The 20,117-nt window shown below is 50.3% G+C and carries 14 protein-coding genes; 3 read left to right on the forward strand and 11 right to left on the reverse strand.

Annotated elements, in window-relative coordinates; all coding sequences use genetic code 11:
• Nucleotides 1-17 precede the first annotated feature (17 nt).
• The 3 genes from hutH to hutC all read right to left on the reverse strand — a co-directional run bounded on the left by hutH (nt 18) and on the right by hutC (nt 4,022).
• A complete protein-coding gene (gene hutH / locus ACN0S4_RS12845; RefSeq protein ID WP_417658053.1) occupies nt 18-1,532 on the reverse strand; it encodes a histidine ammonia-lyase in 1,515 nt (504 codons plus the stop codon).
• A gap of 2 nt (nt 1,533-1,534) precedes the next feature.
• The gene (gene hutU, locus ACN0S4_RS12850; protein WP_417658054.1) at nt 1,535-3,208 is read right to left on the reverse strand and encodes a urocanate hydratase; all 1,674 of its coding nucleotides are present in this window, start codon (nt 3,206-3,208) and stop codon (nt 1,535-1,537) included.
• 109 nt (nt 3,209-3,317) lie between these two features.
• A complete protein-coding gene (gene hutC / locus ACN0S4_RS12855; RefSeq protein WP_417658055.1) occupies nt 3,318-4,022 on the reverse strand; it encodes a histidine utilization repressor in 705 nt (234 codons plus the stop codon).
• A gap of 140 nt (nt 4,023-4,162) precedes the next feature.
• Between hutC and hutI the strand changes: the two genes are divergently transcribed.
• Nucleotides 4,163-5,356 carry an imidazolonepropionase gene (gene hutI, locus ACN0S4_RS12860; RefSeq protein ID WP_417658064.1) on the forward strand — a complete coding sequence of 398 codons (1,194 nt, stop codon included), beginning with the start codon at nt 4,163-4,165 and terminating at the stop codon, nt 5,354-5,356.
• Here the strand turns inward: hutI and ACN0S4_RS12865 are convergent.
• From ACN0S4_RS12865 to priA, 7 genes are all read right to left on the reverse strand, one after another.
• Nucleotides 5,353-6,396 (reverse strand): arginase family protein, encoded by a 1,044-nt coding sequence (locus ACN0S4_RS12865; RefSeq protein WP_417658056.1) that lies wholly within the window; start codon nt 6,394-6,396, stop codon nt 5,353-5,355. The two genes, hutI and ACN0S4_RS12865, sit on opposite strands and share 4 nt — an antisense overlap.
• A gap of 4 nt (nt 6,397-6,400) precedes the next feature.
• Nucleotides 6,401-6,886 carry a ribonuclease E activity regulator RraA gene (rraA, locus tag ACN0S4_RS12870; protein WP_169931601.1) on the reverse strand — a complete coding sequence of 162 codons (486 nt, stop codon included), beginning with the start codon at nt 6,884-6,886 and terminating at the stop codon, nt 6,401-6,403.
• 85 nt (nt 6,887-6,971) lie between these two features.
• Nucleotides 6,972-8,312 (reverse strand): HslU--HslV peptidase ATPase subunit, encoded by a 1,341-nt coding sequence (hslU, locus tag ACN0S4_RS12875; protein ID WP_417658057.1) that lies wholly within the window; start codon nt 8,310-8,312, stop codon nt 6,972-6,974.
• Nucleotides 8,305-8,841 carry an ATP-dependent protease subunit HslV gene (gene hslV / locus ACN0S4_RS12880; protein ID WP_169931599.1) on the reverse strand — a complete coding sequence of 179 codons (537 nt, stop codon included), beginning with the start codon at nt 8,839-8,841 and terminating at the stop codon, nt 8,305-8,307. Before hslV ends, hslU begins: the two co-directional genes overlap by 8 nt.
• 72 nt (nt 8,842-8,913) lie before the next feature.
• Entirely contained in the window at nt 8,914-9,492 is a 579-nt protein-coding gene (locus ACN0S4_RS12885) for an SPOR domain-containing protein (protein ID WP_417658058.1), read from the reverse strand.
• 16 nt (nt 9,493-9,508) lie between these two features.
• Nucleotides 9,509-11,251: an arginine--tRNA ligase gene (gene argS / locus ACN0S4_RS12890; protein ID WP_417658059.1), complete on the reverse strand. Its 1,743-nt coding sequence runs from the start codon at nt 11,249-11,251 to the stop codon at nt 9,509-9,511.
• 131 nt (nt 11,252-11,382) lie between these two features.
• The gene (gene priA / locus ACN0S4_RS12895; protein WP_417658060.1) at nt 11,383-13,575 is read right to left on the reverse strand and encodes a primosomal protein N'; all 2,193 of its coding nucleotides are present in this window, start codon (nt 13,573-13,575) and stop codon (nt 11,383-11,385) included.
• Nucleotides 13,576-13,780: 205 nt separating this feature from the next.
• Here priA and rpmE point away from each other — a divergent pair, with 205 nt between their 5' ends.
• Both rpmE and ACN0S4_RS12905 read left to right on the forward strand, forming a co-directional pair.
• Nucleotides 13,781-14,002 carry a 50S ribosomal protein L31 gene (gene rpmE, locus ACN0S4_RS12900; RefSeq protein ID WP_417658061.1) on the forward strand — a complete coding sequence of 74 codons (222 nt, stop codon included), beginning with the start codon at nt 13,781-13,783 and terminating at the stop codon, nt 14,000-14,002.
• Nucleotides 14,003-14,196: 194 nt separating this feature from the next.
• A complete protein-coding gene (locus ACN0S4_RS12905; protein WP_417658062.1) occupies nt 14,197-15,441 on the forward strand; it encodes a malic enzyme-like NAD(P)-binding protein in 1,245 nt (414 codons plus the stop codon).
• A 58-nt stretch (nt 15,442-15,499) separates the two neighbouring features.
• Here ACN0S4_RS12905 and ACN0S4_RS12910 read toward each other — a convergent pair.
• On the reverse strand, nt 15,500-20,117 hold a 4,618-nt coding region (locus ACN0S4_RS12910), incomplete at its 5' end, for an Ig-like domain-containing protein (RefSeq protein WP_417658063.1).

Genomic DNA, 20,117 nt, shown 5'->3' on the forward strand with positions numbered 1-20,117 from the left:
CCTCGTTGACACATATTTCAAGCGACCAACTGGCTTAATTCGCCCGCGGCTATCAACTCAGCAGCAGCCTGAATGTCAGGCGCAAAATACCTATCTTGATCATAAAATGCGACTTTTTGACGCAGGCATGCGTGTGCGGATTCGATGGCCTCGGCAGCCTTTAACGGACGCCGGAATTCTAAACCCTGTGCAGCCTCAAGCCATTCGATGGCAATGATATCAACCACATTGCGCGCAATATCAGTCAGTCGGCGAGCGGCAAATGTCGCCATCGAGACATGATCTTCTTGGTTGGCTGAGGTCGGAATACTATCCACTGATGCAGGATGAGCCAAAGACTTGTTTTCCGATGCCAGTGCAGCCGCAGTGACTTGCGCCAGCATAAAGCCAGAGTTTACCCCACCATCATTGACCAGAAACGGTGGCAAGTTACTCAAGTGATGATCGATCAAAAGCGCACTGCGGCGTTCTGATAGCGCACCAATTTCACTGGCCGCGATGGCAAGAATATCTGCTGCCATCGCCACAGGCTCTGCATGGAAATTACCGCCCGAGAGAATATCGCCCGATTCCGCGAATACTAACGGGTTGTCAGTGACACCGTTGGCTTCGCGCTCGAGGATGGCGCGGGCATGAACTAGTTGATCGTAGACCGCACCCATAACCTGCGGTTGGCAGCGCAATGAGTATGGGTCTTGCACTTTTTCACAGTTCTCATGCGCCTGCGCAACTTCTGAAGTAGCGCCCAGTAGCTTTCGAAACTGCTTCGCCACTTCAATTTGGCCGGGCTGCCCGCGTACCGCGTGAATGCGCTCATCAAATGGTGAGCGCGAACCCATAGCGGCCTCAACGGACATTGCACCGACCACCAGTGCGGCATCAAATGCACGTTGGATCTGAAAATAGCCATGCAAGGCAAGCGCCGTAGATGCTTGCGTGCCATTTAACAACGCTAAGCCTTCTTTGGGTCCCAGTGCGATGGTGTCCATGCCGGCAATTTTCATGCCCTCAGCACCACTCAGGATCTTACCTTGGTAGCGCACTTGGCCCTCGCCCAGCAATGGCAGCACTAGGTGTGCCAGTGGCGCTAAGTCACCCGAGGCACCCACAGAGCCTTTGCTAGGGACGCACGGGTACACTTCATGATTTAACAAGGCTTGCAACGCTTCAATCACGACCGGCCGTACGCCAGAAAAGCCGCGGCTCAATGAGTTGATTTTCAACAACAACATTAAGCGAACCACATCATCCGCCATGAATTCTTGTGTGCCCGCCGCGTGTGACAGGACAATGCGACGCTGCAAGTCAGCTAGCTTCTCAGGCGGGATACGAGTATTCGCAAGTAACCCGAAACCAGTGTTAATGCCATATACCACTTTGCCCTTTGCCAAGACCGCAGACACCGTTGCGGCAGAAGCTTCTATCGCTTCATGCGCCGAGTCAGCTAGCTTCAATTGCTGAGGTTGCTGCCACCAGCTTTGGATGTCTGCCAAGCTTAATTGGCCTGGTTGCAATTCAAATACTGTAGACATGGTTATTTCTCCACCATCGGCAAATCCAATCCTTGTTCTTGCGCACACCGCTTAGCGATGTCGTAGCCCGCATCGGCATGGCGCATAACGCCTGTACCCGGATCATTCCATAACACTCGACCCAAACGGGTTGCGGCCTCAGGCGTGCCATCGGCGACAATCACTACGCCGGAATGCTGAGAGTAACCCATCCCTACACCACCGCCATGATGCAGGCTTACCCAAGTGGCGCCGCCCGCAGTGTTGAGCAATGCATTTAATAATGGCCAATCAGATACCGCATCGGAACCGTCCAGCATGCTCTCGGTTTCACGGTTCGGACTTGCGACCGAACCAGAGTCGAGATGGTCGCGACCAATCACAATTGGCGCCTTGAGTTCACCGCTGGCAACCATGTCATTGAATGCCTTGGCAATGCGAGCGCGATCTTTTAAACCTATCCAACAAATGCGCGCCGGTAGACCTTGGAAGCTGATACGCTCCCGCGCCATATCTAACCAATTGTGTAGATGTGGGTCGTCAGGGATTAGTTCTTTAACCTTGGCGTCGGTTTTGTATATATCCTCTGGATCACCCGATAACGCGACCCACCGAAACGGTCCTATTCCTTGGCAGAACAGTGGCCGAATGTAAGCGGGAACGAAACCCGGAAAATCGAATGCATTTTCAACCCCAACATCTTTCGCCATTTGGCGAATGTTATTGCCGTAATCGAGTGTTGCTGCCCCACGTTGCTGCAGCGCTAACATGGCACGCACTTGGGTCGCCATGGATTCTTTCGCAGCTTGCACCGTTTCACTCGGATGCTCGCCTTGCTCCTGCTGATAGCGATCTAAAGTCCAACCTTGCGGAACATAACCATGCAAAGGGTCATGCGCTGAGGTTTGATCGGTAACGACATCAGGAGTGATATTGCGCTCTACTAGCTCTGCGTAGACGTCAGCTGCATTGCCCAGTAAACCAACCGATATGGCGCGGCCTTGGTCAATGGCTTCATGAATCAGGTCCAATGCTTCATCGAGCGTGGTGGCTTTGTGGTCCACGTAACGAGTACGCAAACGGAAATCGATGCGTGATTCATCAACTTCTACCGCCAACATGCAGTAGCCAGCCATTGTGGCTGCGAGCGGCTGAGCGCCACCCATGCCACCAAGACCACCAGTTAGTATCCAGCGCCCTTGCGCTTGCCCATTAAAATGCTGCTTCGCAACCGCCACAAAGGTTTCATAGGTGCCTTGCACAATGCCTTGTGAGCCAATATAAATCCACGATCCAGCAGTCATCTGCCCGTACATCATGAGGCCCTTTTTATCGAGCTCGTTGAAATGCTCCCAAGTAGCCCATTCTGGCACTAAATTGGAGTTCGCAATCAGTACGCGTGGCGCATCTTCATGAGTTTGAAACACGCCTACGGGCTTGCCCGATTGCACTAGAAGGGTTTCGTTCGGTTTGAGACGGTCTAGCACTGACACTATGGCGTCATAGGCTTCCCAGCTGCGCGCGGCACGTCCAATACCACCATACACGACAAGTGCGTGGGGGTGCTCCGCAACCTCCGCGTCAAGGTTGTTCATCAACATGCGCTTGGCGGCTTCGACCTGCCAGTTGCAGGTGGTGAGTTCGGTGCCTCGGGGAGCTGTGATGGTCCGCGAGGTATCGAGACGAGTAAATGACATTGGAACTCCTTACTAAATGGATACTGGTTACTAGCTACTGGCTACTAGAAAACACATAACTAGTCTTTTCTAGTAACTAATATCTAATAGCTATTCGCTCTTCACGCTGTTAGGTTTTTTTGAATGTTAAGTGACCACCGAGGACAAAGCGCGACCCCGGATGCGTCAGTAACGCGTAAGTCACCACTCCAGACTCACTCCAAGTTCGACGTTGGATCCGTAAGCAAGGCTCAGACTTTTCGAGTTTTAGCCAATGCATCACATGCTCGACAGGTGTGATAGCCTCGATCTGGTGACTAGCTTCTGTTAGCGGTGCAACCGAACTGAGATATTCATGTGGCGTTACTTTTGTAAAATCTTGACTCATATATTTCGGTACGATTCTAGGATTTACCCAACGTTCTTCGACTTGTACCGGGTCATGATTCTCATAATGTGTAATTACAGAGTGATACACAGGTGTATTGGCGGGCAACTGCAGAAACTCCGCAACATTCGCTGTCGCTTGCTCTTGTCGCATGGTATGCACAACAGCATGGTACTTATGCCCGCGCTCACGTACTTCATCAGCAATATTCCGAATTGCCATAAAGCTGGTTTGAGATTTAATCGGAGCAACATAGGTGCCCGACCCCTTGCTGCGGACTACGAGGCCTTCATCTGCAAGCTCCTGCAGGGCGCGCCGAGCTGTCATACGGCTCACATTGAACTGTTGTGAGAGCGCATTCTCAGAACTTACTGGGTGATGTTCTGGCCATTCACCTGAAGCAATTTTCCGATATAAATGTTGTTTTATTGCAGAAAACTTTGCCATGTTCCATCCTCATGTCAGTGGTCTGCCATACTCAAGTTCATCTGGTGCTCTGACCAAGACTACTAAACTTACAAAAAGCTGTGCTAAAGTGTAGTGGACCTTAATTGTATATACAAGTTGTGTGAAAGGATTTTTTTGTGATTACATTCCGATTGGAAAATGCTTGCCTCGCGACATGCTTAGGTGATGGCTATGGATTAATTGAAGATGGTGTCATCGACGTTGCCAATGGTTCTATTCAGTTTGTGGGAAGTCGTGCTGAAGCGCCGCCAACCAACGCTGAAATCATTGATGGCCATGGCGGCCTAGTAACGCCAGGTTTGATTGACTGCCATACGCATTTAGTTTGGGCTGGCGACCGCGCCAATGAGTTTGCCCAACGGTTGCATGGTGTGGCTTATGCGGACATAGCTGCGGCAGGCGGCGGCATCGCCGCAACAGTGCGAGCAACTCGAGCGGCGTCTCAAGAGCAATTAGTGCAAGCCACCGTGCCGCGACTGTTGGCATTGATTCGCGAGGGTGTGACTACCATCGAAATCAAATCAGGCTATGGTTTGTCATTAGCCGATGAGCGTAAGCAACTGCGCGCCGCGCGGCAGTTGTCCGCGCAGTATCCTATTGACGTCATCACCACCCTCTTGGCGGCTCATGCGGTACCACCCGAATATGCCGATGATGCCGATGGCTATATTCAACTGGTTGTCGATACCATCATTCCGAAATTGGTTGCCGAAGGCTTAGTGGACGCCGTCGATGCGTTTTGTGAACGTGTGGGTTTCACACCTGCACAAACAGAGCGCGTTTTTGCTGCTGCTCAGGCGGCAGAGAAACCGGTTAAATTGCATGCTGAACAACTATCGAATCAACAAGGCAGTGCCCTAGCCGCGCGCTATCAGGCGTTATCGTGTGATCATTTAGAATATTTAGATGAGGAAGGTGTACGAGCGATGGCTGCCAGTGGCACGGTTGCGGTCTTGCTCCCCGGAGCCTTTTATTTCCTGCGCGAAACCAAGTTACCACCCTTAGATTTGCTCCGGCAGTACCAAGTACCTATTGCGATCGCAACGGATGCCAACCCGGGCACGTCACCGATTCTGAGTCTGCAATTGATGTTACAAATGGCCGCTACGCTGTTTCGTATGACGCCAGAAGAATGCCTACGCGGGGCGACCTGCAACGCAGCTCAAGCTCTGGGTTTATCGGATCGGGGTAAATTAGCGCCAGGTCTGCGTGCTGATTTATGTTTGTGGGATGTCACAGATCCAGCCATGTTGACCTATCAATTTGGCACCAATCCATTGCATGCCTGTTGGATTCAAGGTCAGCGTCGCTAGCTTTGAGCGGCGCGAGCGTTCAAATAGGCCAGTAAGCCTTCGGTGATGATTTGACCCACCATTCGATTGCCTGCTTCCAAGCCGGCTGGGTGCAAACATGGCGCTGCTTCAGTGAGATGCAGATAACGTGCTTGTGGCAATTGCGCCAACCCAGCAATGTACTGCACAACTTGATTAGCCTCGACTCCAACGTAATTCATGGCGCTGGCAGGCATGCCAGTCACCGCATCTAAGTCGACCTCAATGCCAAACGGAACTTGCCAAGCCGCTGCACGTTGTTGCCAACTGAGTGTTAATGAATCCCATGCTTTCGTTCGTACTATATCTAAATGCGTATACTCAAAGCCGGCATCGAGCAATGCGTTGAGACTATCCGCGTTGTTTTTCGCAGGATGTAAGCCAACCACATGGTACTGCTGCAAGAAGCCTTCACTGTAGGCATAACGAAAACCGTTGCCACTGTGCCGACCTTCACAGGCACGAAAATCTGAATGTGGGTCAAGATTCATGGCGCCGACTACGGATTCGCTGGCGCTTGCCAGTGACTTCAACAGTGGGTAGGCATTGTTATGGCCGCCACCAATGAGGACGACATCGAAACCGAGTTCAAATAAAGGCTGCAGCACAGCAATCACGCGGGCATCGAGCTCTGCTACGAGTTCTCGCAGCTGTTCTAGCTGGTTCGAATGGCTCAGATCTAAAGGTTCAGCCTGAGCCTGCAAATCATCACACTCGACAGCTCCCACCACCAACAGTGGTGCAGGATTACTCGCTGCATTGACTTGCAGATTGGCGAGTGCGGGTAACCATGCAGCTAAGCTCGTCTCAGCGCCAGCACGACCTAAGTTAGCGCGCGGACCGATACTTTCTGGAACGGCAACCACAGCCACACGATGATCATCTGTCCAGGCCTGTTTGAGTGCATTTTTATATGCATTTACAGATAGAATAGGGGGCAAGCACTTGAGGACTTGCCCCCATTTTTGTTCGCCTGCACGCGGTGACGTGTAATCGTCGATAGTAATTGCGTGAAGCTGCATAGCTTTATTCGATATCTAGGGGTTCAGGTGACAAAATGACGCCAGTGCTGTCAGCATACAGGTGATCTTCAGGTAAGAAGGTTACGCCTGCAAAGTTAACTGGAACGTCAACCTCACCGACACCTTCACTGATAGCGCCGACTGGAATTGAAGTCATGGCCATAATGCCAAAATCAACTTCCTCTAAGGCATCAACATCACGAACGGCGCCGTAACAAAGAATACCTTCCCATTCGTTATCAAACGCTAGCTCAGCAATGGCAATATCAATGAGTGCGCGACGCGAAGAACCACCGCCATCAATCAACAACACTTTTCCAGCACCGTTTTGCTGCACTACCTCTTCGATAACACCTTTGTCTTCAAAGCATTTGATGGTAACGAGTTGACCACCGAACGATGACCGGCCACCATAATGAATGAACATGGGTTCGACGACATCGACCATGTCTGGGTATAAATCGCAAAGTTCTGACGTGTTGTATTCCATTGCAGTTCCCCTGCTGTGAGATTCGTTTCACAGTATAACCGTAAACCGCGTTCTACGACAGCAAAGGACTACAACAAGATTAGCCTTACAGAATGAAGCGACTGAGGTCTTCGTCTTGCGCCAACTTACCGAGGTGCTTATCAACATAGGCACCATCAATTTCGATGCGCTCACCTTGCAAGTCACTGGCCTTAAACGACACTTCTTCCATCAAGCGTTCCAGCACCGTGTGTAACCGGCGGGCACCGATATTTTCGGTCGTCTCATTCACATGAAACGCAGTTTCCGCAATACGCTGAATGCCGTCCTTCGTGAACTCAATCGTCACGCCCTCGGTTGCCATCAATGCTTTGTATTGCGTGGTTAGCGAGGCGCTTGGCTCGGTCAGAATCCGGACAAAGTCGCCGCTTGTAAGCGCATCAAGCTCAACGCGAATCGGCAATCGCCCTTGCAATTCGGGGATCAGATCCGAAGGCTTGGACATTTGGAACGCGCCCGATGCGATAAACAAAATATGGTCGGTTTTCACCATGCCATGCTTGGTTGATACTGTTGTCCCTTCGACCAACGGCAGCAAGTCACGCTGCACACCTTCACGCGACACATCAGGACCACTGACATCACCGCGCTTACAAATTTTATCCACCTCATCCAAGAACACGATGCCGTTTTGTTCCACACTTTGCAGCGCTTTCTCTTTCACATCTTCAGGATTCAGCATTTTCGCCGCTTCTTCTTCAACCAAGTGCTTGAAGGCGTCCTTGATTTTCAGTTTTTTCGGCTTCGACTTACCGCTACCCATGTTCTGGAACATGCTCTGCAGTTGCGATGTCATTTCTTCCATACCCGGAGGTGCCATGATCTCGACACCCATAGGTGATGCGCTTAATTCAATCTCGATTTCTTTGTCGTCGAGTTGGCCTTCACGCAGCTTCTTCCGAAACACTTGGCGCGTATTGCTCTGCTCGCGGTCTTCGGGCTTGTCATCGGCCCAGCCAGACGTCTTCTTCGCCGGTGGTAACAATGCATCCAAAATGCGCTCTTCGGCAGCTTCCTCAGCACGGAAGCGAACCTTCTGCATCATCTGTTCACGAGTTTGCTTGACCGCAGTATCCATCAGGTCACGAATGATCGACTCAACTTCTTTGCCGACATAGCCGACTTCGGTGAACTTAGTCGCCTCAATTTTGATAAAAGGAGCATTGGCTAACTTCGCTAAACGGCGTGCAATCTCCGTTTTACCAACACCCGTCGGACCTATCATCAGAATGTTCTTCGGCGTAACTTCTTGACGCAGTTCTTCGTTTAACTGCATCCGGCGCCAGCGATTTCGGAGCGCTACCGCAACGGCCTTTTTGGCATTGTCTTGGCCAATAATGTGACGATTCAGTTCATCAACAATTTCACGTGGGGTCATGTCAGACATTTACTACCGACTCCTGTTCTTCAATTGTTTGATTGCTATTGGTGAACACACAAATATCACCGGCAATCGTTAATGCTTTTTGCACAATATCACGAGCACTCAAGTCGGTATTCTCGAGCAAGGCGGTTGCTGCGGCTTGCGCGAAGGGGCCACCCGAACCAATTGCAATGAGATCGTTCTCTGGCTGCACGACATCACCATTACCAGTAATGATCAGTGACGTATGTTTGTCAGCTACGGCAAGGAGCGCTTCTAAACGCCTTAGCATACGGTCGGTGCGCCAGTCTTTGGCGAGCTCCACCGCAGCGCGCATCAAGTTGCCTTGATGTTTCTCGAGTTTGGTTTCGAAGCGTTCAAATAAGGTAAAGGCGTCAGCGGTACCACCGGCGAAACCAGCGAGCACTTGATCATTGTATAAGCGACGCACCTTGCGGGCGTTGCCTTTCATAACGGTATTACCGAGAGAAACTTGGCCATCACCACCAATGACAACTTTGTCACCGCGGCGGACTGAAACGATTGTAGTCACAAATACTTCCTCATGTTGCTATGCAGCAGTTATGTGGGCGTATTTATGATTTTCAAGCGAGGCGCAGAATTACTACAGGTTCCAGTTCCAAATTTGGCAATTAAATACCTGCACGCGCTGCAATTTGTGACGGTCACGCTCGGCATCGCGCTTGGTTTCGTAGGGACCCAAGATCACTCGATACCAGCGACCATTGCTGCCGTTACTTTCGCGGACTTGTGACTCCAATCCTGCCATCGCAATCCGCGCTTTGAGGGTATTGGCATCATCCAACTGCCGGAAAGAACCACATTGCATAAGTTTTGGTGGCCCAATTTCACGCTCTGGCACATCCACTTGAACTTCATGATTCTCAAGTTCTTCGATGTATTGCCAACGCTCATCTGGTTTGTCTGGCAGGGATGATTCCGCTTGCACTTGCGGCTGTTCTGCCGGCACTGGGACGGCTTGCTCTGTGATTGCTGCAGGCTCTTCAGACTTGCCTGAAATGGTGGCTAAGAACCACACAAAGCCAGCGACTACGAGGACTGCAACAATAATCATTCCCCAAGGCACGGGCGTGCCCGCTTTCTTACCAGCAGGTTTGCGTCCCTTAGATGCAGATCTTTTGCCTTTTTTCTGTGGCGGACGACCGCGGTTTGCGTAATCCATTCCTACAGCAACTCCATTACATCTTCTCGAGAGTTTGAATACCGAGTAACGCCAAACCTTGGCGCAACGTCTTCGCGGTCAACGCAGCTAACTTCAAGCGGCTGGCTCGCACGGCAGCATCGTCATGATTTAAGATAGGGCACGCTTCGTAGAAGCTCGAGAAGGCACCTGCTAACTCAAATAAATAGGCGCAGAGGAAATGTGGCAAGGCTTTATCAGCCACACTATGTACCACTTCATTAAAGCGGATCAGCGTGTTGGCTAGCTCCACTTCCTTCTCATCGTTGAGTATGAAGTCACCCTGCACCGCATTCGCTTCAATACCAGCCTTACTGAAAATACTATTTACTCGCGTGAACGCATATAGCAAATAGGGTGCTGTGTTGCCTTCGAAACTCAGCATGGTATCCCAGTCGAAAATGTAATCACTGTTGCGATTCTTGGACAGGTCAGCATATTTGACCGAGCTGATACCCACAACGCTGGCGATATGAGCCTGCTCTTCAGCGGTAAGATCAGATTTTTTACTCTGCAACAGTTCAAGTGCACGCTTCTCAGCTTCATCCAGCAAATCAGCAAGCTTCGTCACTCCGCCATCACGGCTCTTATAGGGGCGACCATCTTTGCCCATCACGGTACCGAAACCGTAGTGGTCCATCTGCAGATTTTGGCGGGCAAAACCGGCTTTCTTCGCGAGTGTGAAAATTTGCTGGAAATGCAGGCCTTGACGCTGATCGACAAAGTAAATCAGGTGATCACCTTTGAGCTCGTTCTGACGATAGCGAACGGCGGCAAGGTCAGTCGTGGCATACAAATAGCCGCCACCTGACTTCTGCACAATGACCGGTAATGACTCACCGTCTTTATTCTTAAATTCATCTAAAAATACGCACATGGCGCCTTGGTCTTCGACCAGCAAATTCTGTGCTTTTAAGTCTTCAATAACTTGCGCCAGATCATCATTGTAGGCGCTCTCAGCCATGACATCGTCCCGCGTCAAGCTAACGCCCAACCGGTCATACACTTCCTGGCAATGGCTTAAGGAGATATCAATAAACTGCTGCCACAGCGCGCGACATTTGGCATCGCCACCTTGTAACGATACCACCAACTCGCGGGCACGATTAGCGAATTCTGGGCTTTCATCAAAGCGCTTTTTGGCGGCTTTGTAGAAGGTCTCAAGGTTACTGAGTTCGAGCTCCATAGCATTGTCATCGAGCTCTTCCATGTAGGCTAAGAGCATACCGAATTGGGTACCCCAATCACCGACATGATTCTGGCGGATGACGGTATGGCCAATAAACTCAAGCGTACGCACCACTGCATCACCAATAATGGCGGAACGTAAATGGCCGACATGCATTTCTTTGGCTAAGTTAGGCGACGAGTAATCGACGACACAGCGCTTGCTCTGCTCGGCAGGCTGAACACCAACGTGCGCATCTTGATAAGCATGCTCAAGTTGCTGCAACAGTTGGTCTTGGCTGATGCTGAAATTGATGAATCCTGGCCCGGCGATATCGGCTTTGGCAATCAAGCTGTTCGCTGGCAGTGCAGCCAGCAATGCTTCTGCTAACGCGCGCGGATTCATTCCGGCAGGCTTGGCTAACAACAAAGCTAAATTGGTCGCAAAGTCACCATGGCTCTTGTCACGCGGACGGTCCAGTTGGATACGAGGCTCAAGCTCACTCGGCACAACGTTCTGCTGCTTGAGTGCGGTAACGGCATCAGCCAATAAAACTTCCAACTGCTCTTTCATCAATAAAGCCCTAGTTCGGTCATCACAAGTGAATGGTTAACAGTAAACGGTGAACAGAAAGAACCAAGACCAGACTATCGGCCTGTTCAGTTCACTATTCACTTTTTACCTTTCTCTAGTCAGTTAGTTTACTACGTAAAGTCTTGCGGATCGACGTCTAGTGACCATCGTACGCGGCGTAATTCCGGCAATTGTTCCAGTTGTGGCAACACATGGCGAAGCAACTGTGTGCGCAGTGCGCGCTGATGACATTGAACAATCAATTGATAGCGATAGCGTCCCGCACGTTTTTCCATGATTGCCGGCAACGGTCCCAATACCGTGACATCGTCCCGCTGTGGGAAGTGTCGAGCGATCGTCTGCAGCGCCGCCATGGCTGTGTCGGCCTGGATATCATCCGCGCGAAATAACGCCATTTGCCCATAGGGAGGGAGCTGTGTTAGTTCTCGCTCCGTTAGCGCCGAGGCGGCGAAGTGATGATACCCATTGTTCACTAAGTCTTGAATGAGCTCATGGTCGGGATGGTGTGTTTGCAACACGACAGTACCCGGTTTGCTCGCTCGACCTGACCGTCCAGCCACTTGCGTGAAAAGTTGCCCCAGCCGCTCCGCCGCACGGAAATCCGCGCTAAATAAAGCACCATCAACATCCAGCAATGCAACCAAAGTGACGTTTGGAAAGTGGTGTCCTTTCGCCAACATTTGCGTACCGACGAGTAGTGGATATTTGCTATCACGCGCATCTTCTAGATGTTGCTGCAAACTGCCTTTGCGCCGGGTGGTATCGCGGTCGATACGCAACACTGGATACTCTGGAAATAACTCGGCTAAGGTCGACTCTAGCTGCTCGGTGCCGACGCCACGGCCAACCAATTGTGTTGAACCACAATCGTGACACTGAGTTTGTACCCGTTGTTGTGAGCCACAGTGATGGCACTGCAAGAGTCGGTTGTGCTGATGCAACGTATAGGGCGCATCGCAGCGTTCACAGGTCGCTAGCCAACCACATTCATGACACAACAATGCGGGTGCATAGCCGCGCCGGTTCAAGAACAACAACACTTGATTCTGTTGTTCCAACTCAGCCTGAATCAACTTGATCAGTGGTTGCGACAGTCCGGCTTTTAGGGGCAGCGATTTGATATCGAGAATGACATGCTGCGCCTTCTTGGCATTGCCCGCGCGTTTGGTCAATCGCAACCAGGCATACCGCTTCTGCATGGCATTATTGAGTGATTCCAGTGAAGGTGTCGCACTGCCGAGCAGCACTGGCACCTGCTCCTCATGGCCCCTCAAAACAGCGAGATCCCGCGCATGGTAACGAAAGCCCTCTTGCTGCTTGAGCGAATTATCGTGCTCTTCATCCACAATAATCATGCCGAGTCGCTGGCATGGGGTAAATATGGCGGACCGAGTACCAATCACAATGGCTGCATGACCTTGTTTGGCATCCAACCAAGCGTCAAGTCGCTCTCTGTCGGTCAGCGCAGAATGCAGCATGACAATGGGAACGTTAAAGCGCTTTTTGAAACGTCTGAGGGTTTGCGGGGTGAGACCGATTTCTGGTACTAACACCAACACTTGCCGGCCACGTCTTAACACATCCGCCATGGCTTGCAGATACACTTCGGTTTTACCGCTACCGGTAACGCCATCAATTAAATAGGTCTGCGGCTGTTTTGCCGCTCCGATAGCCGCTACGGCCATGGCTTGCTCTGGGTTCAGAGTGAGAGGCTCAGCATCAATCGAAAATTGCCATTGTTGCAGGTCCGGTTGATGCTCAACGGCAGCAACCAAGTCTTTGTCCTGCAATGCTTTTAGCGCACTCAAAGAGTAGTCTTCACTGACAATGTCACGACGCAGCAGCGATTGCCGGCGCAGTGCCGCGAGCAATCGTTGCTGTTGCGGCGCTCGCTTCAGGCTATCCAATTCGACAGTCCGGCCTTGTTCGGTCACCTCATAATGCACAGTGGTCTGGTAACCCGCAGCATCACCTTGGCGCAATAAAGCTGGCAACGCATGCTGCAAGACTTCACCCGGCGGATGCTGGTAATAGTCAGCTGCCCACACGAGTAAACGCCATAACGGCTCAGTCCAGCAATTGGCTTCATCTAGCACTGCGCTCACTGGCTTGCGCTTAATGGCTGGGTCTGGGTCAGTGTCTGGACCCATGCAGATACCAATCAGTTGCCGATTGCCGAACGGCACCCGCACTCGTGCGCCAATAGCTGGCAAGCTATCGCAGTCATAGCTATAGAGCCGAAACAGCGGCACCGGTAGGGCAACGCGAATGGCTGATGTAGAAGCATGAGATTCAGTTGGCATAGACGGTATTGTGCGGTGCGCGTTGAGCTTAAGCAAGTATGCTGATAGCGGTCTGATCTGCTTGATCCTTGGCCCCAGTTGGCGTACAATCTGCGCCCTAATTGTTGGTATCTGCTCAATGAATGAGCGGAGCCGTTTAACTAAACCACGCATGGTGTTCGACTTCGGGTCGGATGGCGATGCGGCCTAACTTGAGGTCTCCCAGATGAAAGATGGTATTCACCCTAATTATGTAGATCTGAACGTCAGCTGCTCATGCGGTAACTCGTTTGTCACTAAATCCACCAAAGGCGGCGACCTGCACTTGGACGTATGTTCAGAGTGTCACCCGTTCTACACTGGTAAGCAGCGCATCATGGATACTGGTGGTCGTATCGACAAGTTCCAGAAACGTTTCAGCGTATTGGGCGGTAAGAAACCATCTTAAAATAGATGGTTCTGTCCAGAAATTGAAGAAAGGCGCCAAAAGGCGCCTTTTTTTATGGCCTGTTTGCAGCAACGCCACTCCTCATCGCAAATAGCACTGTGCACTTTTCGTGCATCAGGTAAGATTTGTTATTCATCCAATACCCTCTACAATGGCAGTCATACCATTTATTCTCGTTATCAGGATTGCATAGAATGACTGACTTTCGGCAACAAGCTCTCGATTATCACGCTCTTCCAACGCCAGGTAAAATCAGTATTGAACTGACTAAGCCAGCCGAAACCAGCAAGGATTTAGCATTGGCCTATAGCCCAGGTGTTGCAGAGCCGGTGCGTGCGATCGCTGAAAACCCAGAAGATGTCTATAAGTACACGGCCAAAGGCAACATGGTCGCGGTAATCTCAAATGGTACAGCGATTCTGGGACTTGGTAATCTTGGCCCGATGGCGGCGAAGCCCGTGATGGAAGGTAAAGCACTGCTATTCAAACGGTTTGCTGGCTTGGATTCAATAGATATTGAAGTGACCCACCGCACCACGCAAGACTTCATCAATACGGTTGCCAATATTGCCGACAGTTTTGGTGGCGTAAACCTTGAAGATATTAAAGCACCGGAATGCTTCGAAATTGAACAGGCACTGATTGAGCGCTGTGATGTTCCGATTTTTCATGACGACCAACATGGCACCGCTATTGTTACTGCTGCCGGCTTATTGAATGCGCTTGAAATTCAAGGGAAAGAGTTACGTAAGGCACAAATCGTTTGTTTGGGCGCGGGCGCTGCAGCCATTGCCTGTATGGAATTGCTGATTAAATGTGGTGCACAACGCGAACACATTTATATGCTCGATTCCAAAGGTGTCATCCACACCCGCCGTGAAGACCTGAATGAATACAAAGCTTTGTTTGCCAACAATACGGATAAGCGTACGTTAGAAGAGGTTATCTCTGAAGCTGATGTCTTTATTGGCGTATCAGGACCGAATTTGCTCAGCGTTGAAGCGCTGAAGCTCATGGCCCCCAATCCAATTGTGTTTGCGTGCTCGAATCCAGATCCAGAAATTAAGCCTGAACTAGCCATGGCAGCGCGTAATGATTTAATTATTGCTACCGGTCGCTCTGATTATCCGAATCAGGTGAATAACGTACTTTGTTTTCCGTTTATTTTCCGGGGTGCGTTGGATGTTCGGGCGCGCATGATCAATGATGAAATGAAAATAGCCGCGGTCACAGCCATTCGCGAATTAGCCAAAGAGCCCGTTCCAGAGTCAGTTCTCAAAGCCGCTGGCATCGACAAGCTCGAATTTGGTAAAGACTATATTATTCCGAAGCCGATCGACCCACGTCTCAAAACTCGTGTGTCTCGCGCGGTAGCCGAAGCAGCGGTAGAATCGGGCGCTTCTCGTATCGACTTGCCAAAGAATTACATGGTTGAGTAACCCGAGCAGTATCCACAAAAAAGGCGCCTCAACGGCGCCTTTCTATTGTGCTTAATACTTAGAAACGATAGCTCAACGTTGCATGTAAGTCGCTAATAGACTCGTCTAATTGATAACTACGGTAGCCCACACCAAGCGTCCAGTGCTCGTTCAGTTTGAGTCCTGCCGCAAGACCAAAATAGAGGTCCGAGCCGTCTTCAGAACTGCGAAATACTTGGGTGGCTGACTGGCTTTCTAAATCAGACTCCCACGCAAACAAGCCACCATTCACACTCAGCGTCCACTGCTCATTATTAACAAACGCGTAACTAGCACCCAGAGTAAAGCCACTTGCCAGAATCGGTTGTAATCCAACCAACTGCTGATACGTCTGCTCAGGGTTCGTGGTCGTAGCTTGATAGGTTGCGTAAGCCTCACCTAGGTCTACATACCCGACTTCTGCCGCCAAACGCGGTGTGAACGAGTAACTAATTGCTACTCCCATAGAGGTATCACTGTAATTACTGTCTACTAGCGTCGCATTTGCAGGTAATTGACTGATGAAGTCACTATCACTACCACTCGCTTCTGCCTGTCCGAATTGCACCCGAACCTGCCACGGATTTTGTTCATGGCTATCGCCTTGCTGATGGTTACCATGCTGATGAGCCATAGCAGGTAAGCTCAACAATGCCGCAAAGCCGACCAAACTTAACTGGCGCGCTCGTACTAGCCCGCTGCGAACAGCCCCAAATAAAACCATTACCGCAATAATCAAAGCACTCATAGAACCGCCTTTTGAACTTGTATTGGTCACCACAATTGTCTCCACTACTTTAATGGTAATTCTCACTTCCGCTGTGGCGGTGCCACCGCGCCCATCGTTTATGGTATAGCTTAGTACATCCTCACCGGCAAACTTCAGTCTCGGCGTGTAAGTAATTGTTTGATCTTCATTAATCTCAACCGAACCATAGTTTGCTGTAATGCTTTCTAAGGTTAGAGCATCTCCATCTGGATCGCTATCGTTACGGAGTATATTCACCTTTATAGCGGTTCGGTCATCAGTCGATGCGCTGTCATCAACGGCGACCGGAGCTTGGTTTGCTACAATCTTCACAACAATCACTGCACTAGCTACACCGCCGTTACCATCGGAAATGCTGTAATCAATCTCGACTTCACCCGCGTAATTTTCTGGCGCAGTGTACTCAAGTTCAGAATCCGTAAGAATCGATACTTCGCCAACCGGTGCTGATGCTGAAGTGATTCGTAATGTATCGCCATCTTCATCAGTATCATTGCTGAGCGGCTCAATTTGAATCGAGCTGTTCCACGGCATTTCGACCGCATCATTCTGAGCAATTGGCGGATTATTCTGGGTCTTCTCGACAGCTACACCACCGACTAACAACGCCACCCGATTCGCTAATAAATCAGCATCTTCGGTGCTACCATCAGCCATTTGAACTTGCACACAATGATGGCCTTCTGCAAGCCCTGGCTGCCACAACTCACTGCCTGGAGGAGGACAGAAACCTGGCTCGCCGGCAGCACTAAACAGCGCGTTAACCTCAGTGACGCTGAATGTTTGCCAACCGTCTACGGGCGATAACCAGCGATAAACTGCACCGGATGGGATCGGCTGTCGCTGCGGAATAGCAAGGCGCAATGTTTGTCCTGGTGTTTGCATTTCGGTGATCATCGCATCAAAGATACCACCGACATTAGTGTAGAACTCATCTTCAGGAACTAACCCGTCAGCTAATTCACGAACCATTGCCATGGCAGCGACGACATTCTCACCATTAGTGTCGTCCATAAAGACTTGTAACGCGCCCATCGCTACTTCCATCGCAATCGGGCCCTTACGAATACATAGGCTTGGTTCTGCTTCGATGGCGAATAACTCACCCTCATTTAATCGCTCAGGAATGACATCGCAAACACCGAATGGATCGAGGTAATTCGGAATGCCATTGTTATTGTCATCGCCCCAACCATCAACGGAGTCTGGAAGTAAGTTACCATTGGCATCACCGTCACCCAGCAGTGGCAGGGTGTTACGAACATCAACATAGATAAATTCACGACTGGAGAGTGAAGGGTCACCGTCGTCCGTGACAGTAACCGCAACCGTATAAATTCCTACCTCGACTGCTTCAGCATCAAACGTAAAGCTGTCATTAGTCACTGCAAATTCAGCTTCAAATGGCACTTCCCAATCGAGGCTCAGACGGTCTTGCTTATTCTGATCACTCGGGAATGCGGTCACAGTGACGTGGCCTTCGTCACGAGCAAGTACTGGCCGACGCTCACCACTTTGTACCACTGCAAGGTCAACTTCTGGCGCTATATTCCGGTCGGTAATCAGAATCGTTGAATTACCATTTGGCCCTAAGTTCATCGTCTCATCCAATTGGATGTTGAGCGTGAGGTCTTCTGTGAGTGGCTCACCTCTGTATACTTCAAAGGTAATACTCGCCTGACGACCCGACTCAATAACGAACTCACCTTCTCGTAAACTATGGTGCCACTCTTCGGCACTGCCACTTAAGGTATATGGAATGACGACAGGATAGTCATGATGATCACCGTTAAGATATGCGGTTATGGTGACTTCGTCGCCGGGGATCACCAACTGATCTTTACTGATTGAGATCAGTGGATTAACCCGCACACCTTGGCTGGCATAACTGACATTGCCGTCATAGTCCTCTGCTCGCCAGTAGGCTAAATTGCTACCCGGCGGGAACATCGACTCACCATCGACAAGTGACACAGGTACTGGGCGACCGAGTCGATCGGTTGCCGATGCATTACCTAAATTCACACGAGTAAAGAGCGCTGTGGCATCGATGGTTTTGTCTTCTGGTACCACGATAACCGGCAAGTCATCGTCTGGATTACCTTCGATGGTAAGGCGAACTTGTGCGGTGTCGCCTTGGTTAATTGTATTTTTTATAGCATAAGCAATTTCAATGATGCCCACGAAACCAGACGCTGCGCTAACGCGGAGATAGTCGTCAGAATCGCTACCTTCGATAATTTCAACATTACCGAGTGAGACATTAGCAGTAGTGATAACCAGTGCGCGATCACGCGGATCTGTATCATTTTCCATCACTGGTAGCTCATAAACATCGTTGCTACTCCGAGTGACAGTGTATTCATCATCAACTGCATCTGGACCATCATCTAATGGTATCACTTCAATTTGGACCGTATAAACACGTGAAGTCAATTCGCCATCTGTCACGGTATAGGTGAAACTATCCGGACCAACATAATCTAGATTTGGCTGATAATTGAAGGTTAATCCATCAACTGTCACTCGGCCATTAGATGTTGCCGATATCACTTCAAGTGCTAACTCATAGCCATCTTCACCCATCACACTCGGAACAATGTCGAGAGCAATATCTTGGTCCGTTTGAACGACAAGGTCTTGGCCCACCGGAATAAAGCGATAGGTCGCGGTAACGGTCAAGTCTTCGGTGACATTATTAAATTCGACATCCCAACCGGTATGTTTCCAGCCCTCAGGCGCTTCAACGTTTGGTGCGATTGCTGCTGTTCCATAGGCAACAGACTGCACTAGTTCACCACCACCACTGCGCGTTCCACCATTCAACTCAAACGTCACGGTATACGAATTAACTTCATATTGAGCAATCACATCCGTGTCTTCAGTGATATTGCTAAAGTCTGTTGGTGACCAACCGGTGAAGGTATAGCCTTCTCGCTCTGGTTCAGACGGTGCTGTTGCCGCCGCTCCATAAGTGACAGTTTCAGTTTTCAATACGGTTTCGTCGTGATCGAGGAAGCGCACCGTTAACTGAATGTCGTCGTATTGCGCATCAACAGTGATATCTGCGGTGACATTGGTGAAGTCGAGGCTCCATTCAGTGAAAACTTTACCCTCAGGAGAATCGAATTCTGGCGCTACAGCATCCGCGCCATATTCAACCAACTGTACTAGCTCGCCACCACCAGTGCGCTCGCCACCGTTTAAGTTAAACGTGACGGTATAGGTGTTGATCTCGTATTGAGCAACAATAGTGATATCCGAGGTTACTTCTGAGTATTCAACTGACCAACCTATAAACGTATAACCTTCGCGAGTTGGCTCATCTGGTGCGGATGCACCACTGCCATGTTCAACCGTTTCGACCTTGAGTTCAGTGCCATCATGGTCTTCGAAGGTAACGGTGTAACTATTGATGTTGTATTGCGCCGTAACATCCGTATCGCTCGTAATATTGCTAAAGTCTGAAGGTGACCAACCCGCGAACGAATACCCGTCTCTTTCAGGGCTATCTGGAGCTGTTGCTGCGGAACCATACAGAACCGTTTCAGTCTTCAGAACGGTTGTATCATGGTCGAGGAAACGCACGGTCAATCTAATATCATCATACTGCGCCTCAATCGTCGCATCGCCACTGATGTTTGAGAATTCAATGCTCCATCCTGTGAATGTTTTACCTTCAGGAACTTCGAAGTCTGGGGCTATTGCACCCGAGCCATGCTCGATAGTCTGCGTCAGCTCACCACCGCCAGTGCGTGTGCCGCCGTTCAGGTTAAACGTAACGGTATAAGTATTGATCTCATACTCAGCAGTAACGGTGATATCGCCTGTCACATTAGTGAAAGTGACATCCCAACCCGTGAAGCTATAGCCAGTCCTGGTTGGATCC

This window comes from Pseudidiomarina aestuarii, assembly GCF_048263735.1.
Lineage (GTDB): Bacteria > Pseudomonadota > Gammaproteobacteria > Enterobacterales > Alteromonadaceae > Pseudidiomarina > Pseudidiomarina aestuarii_B.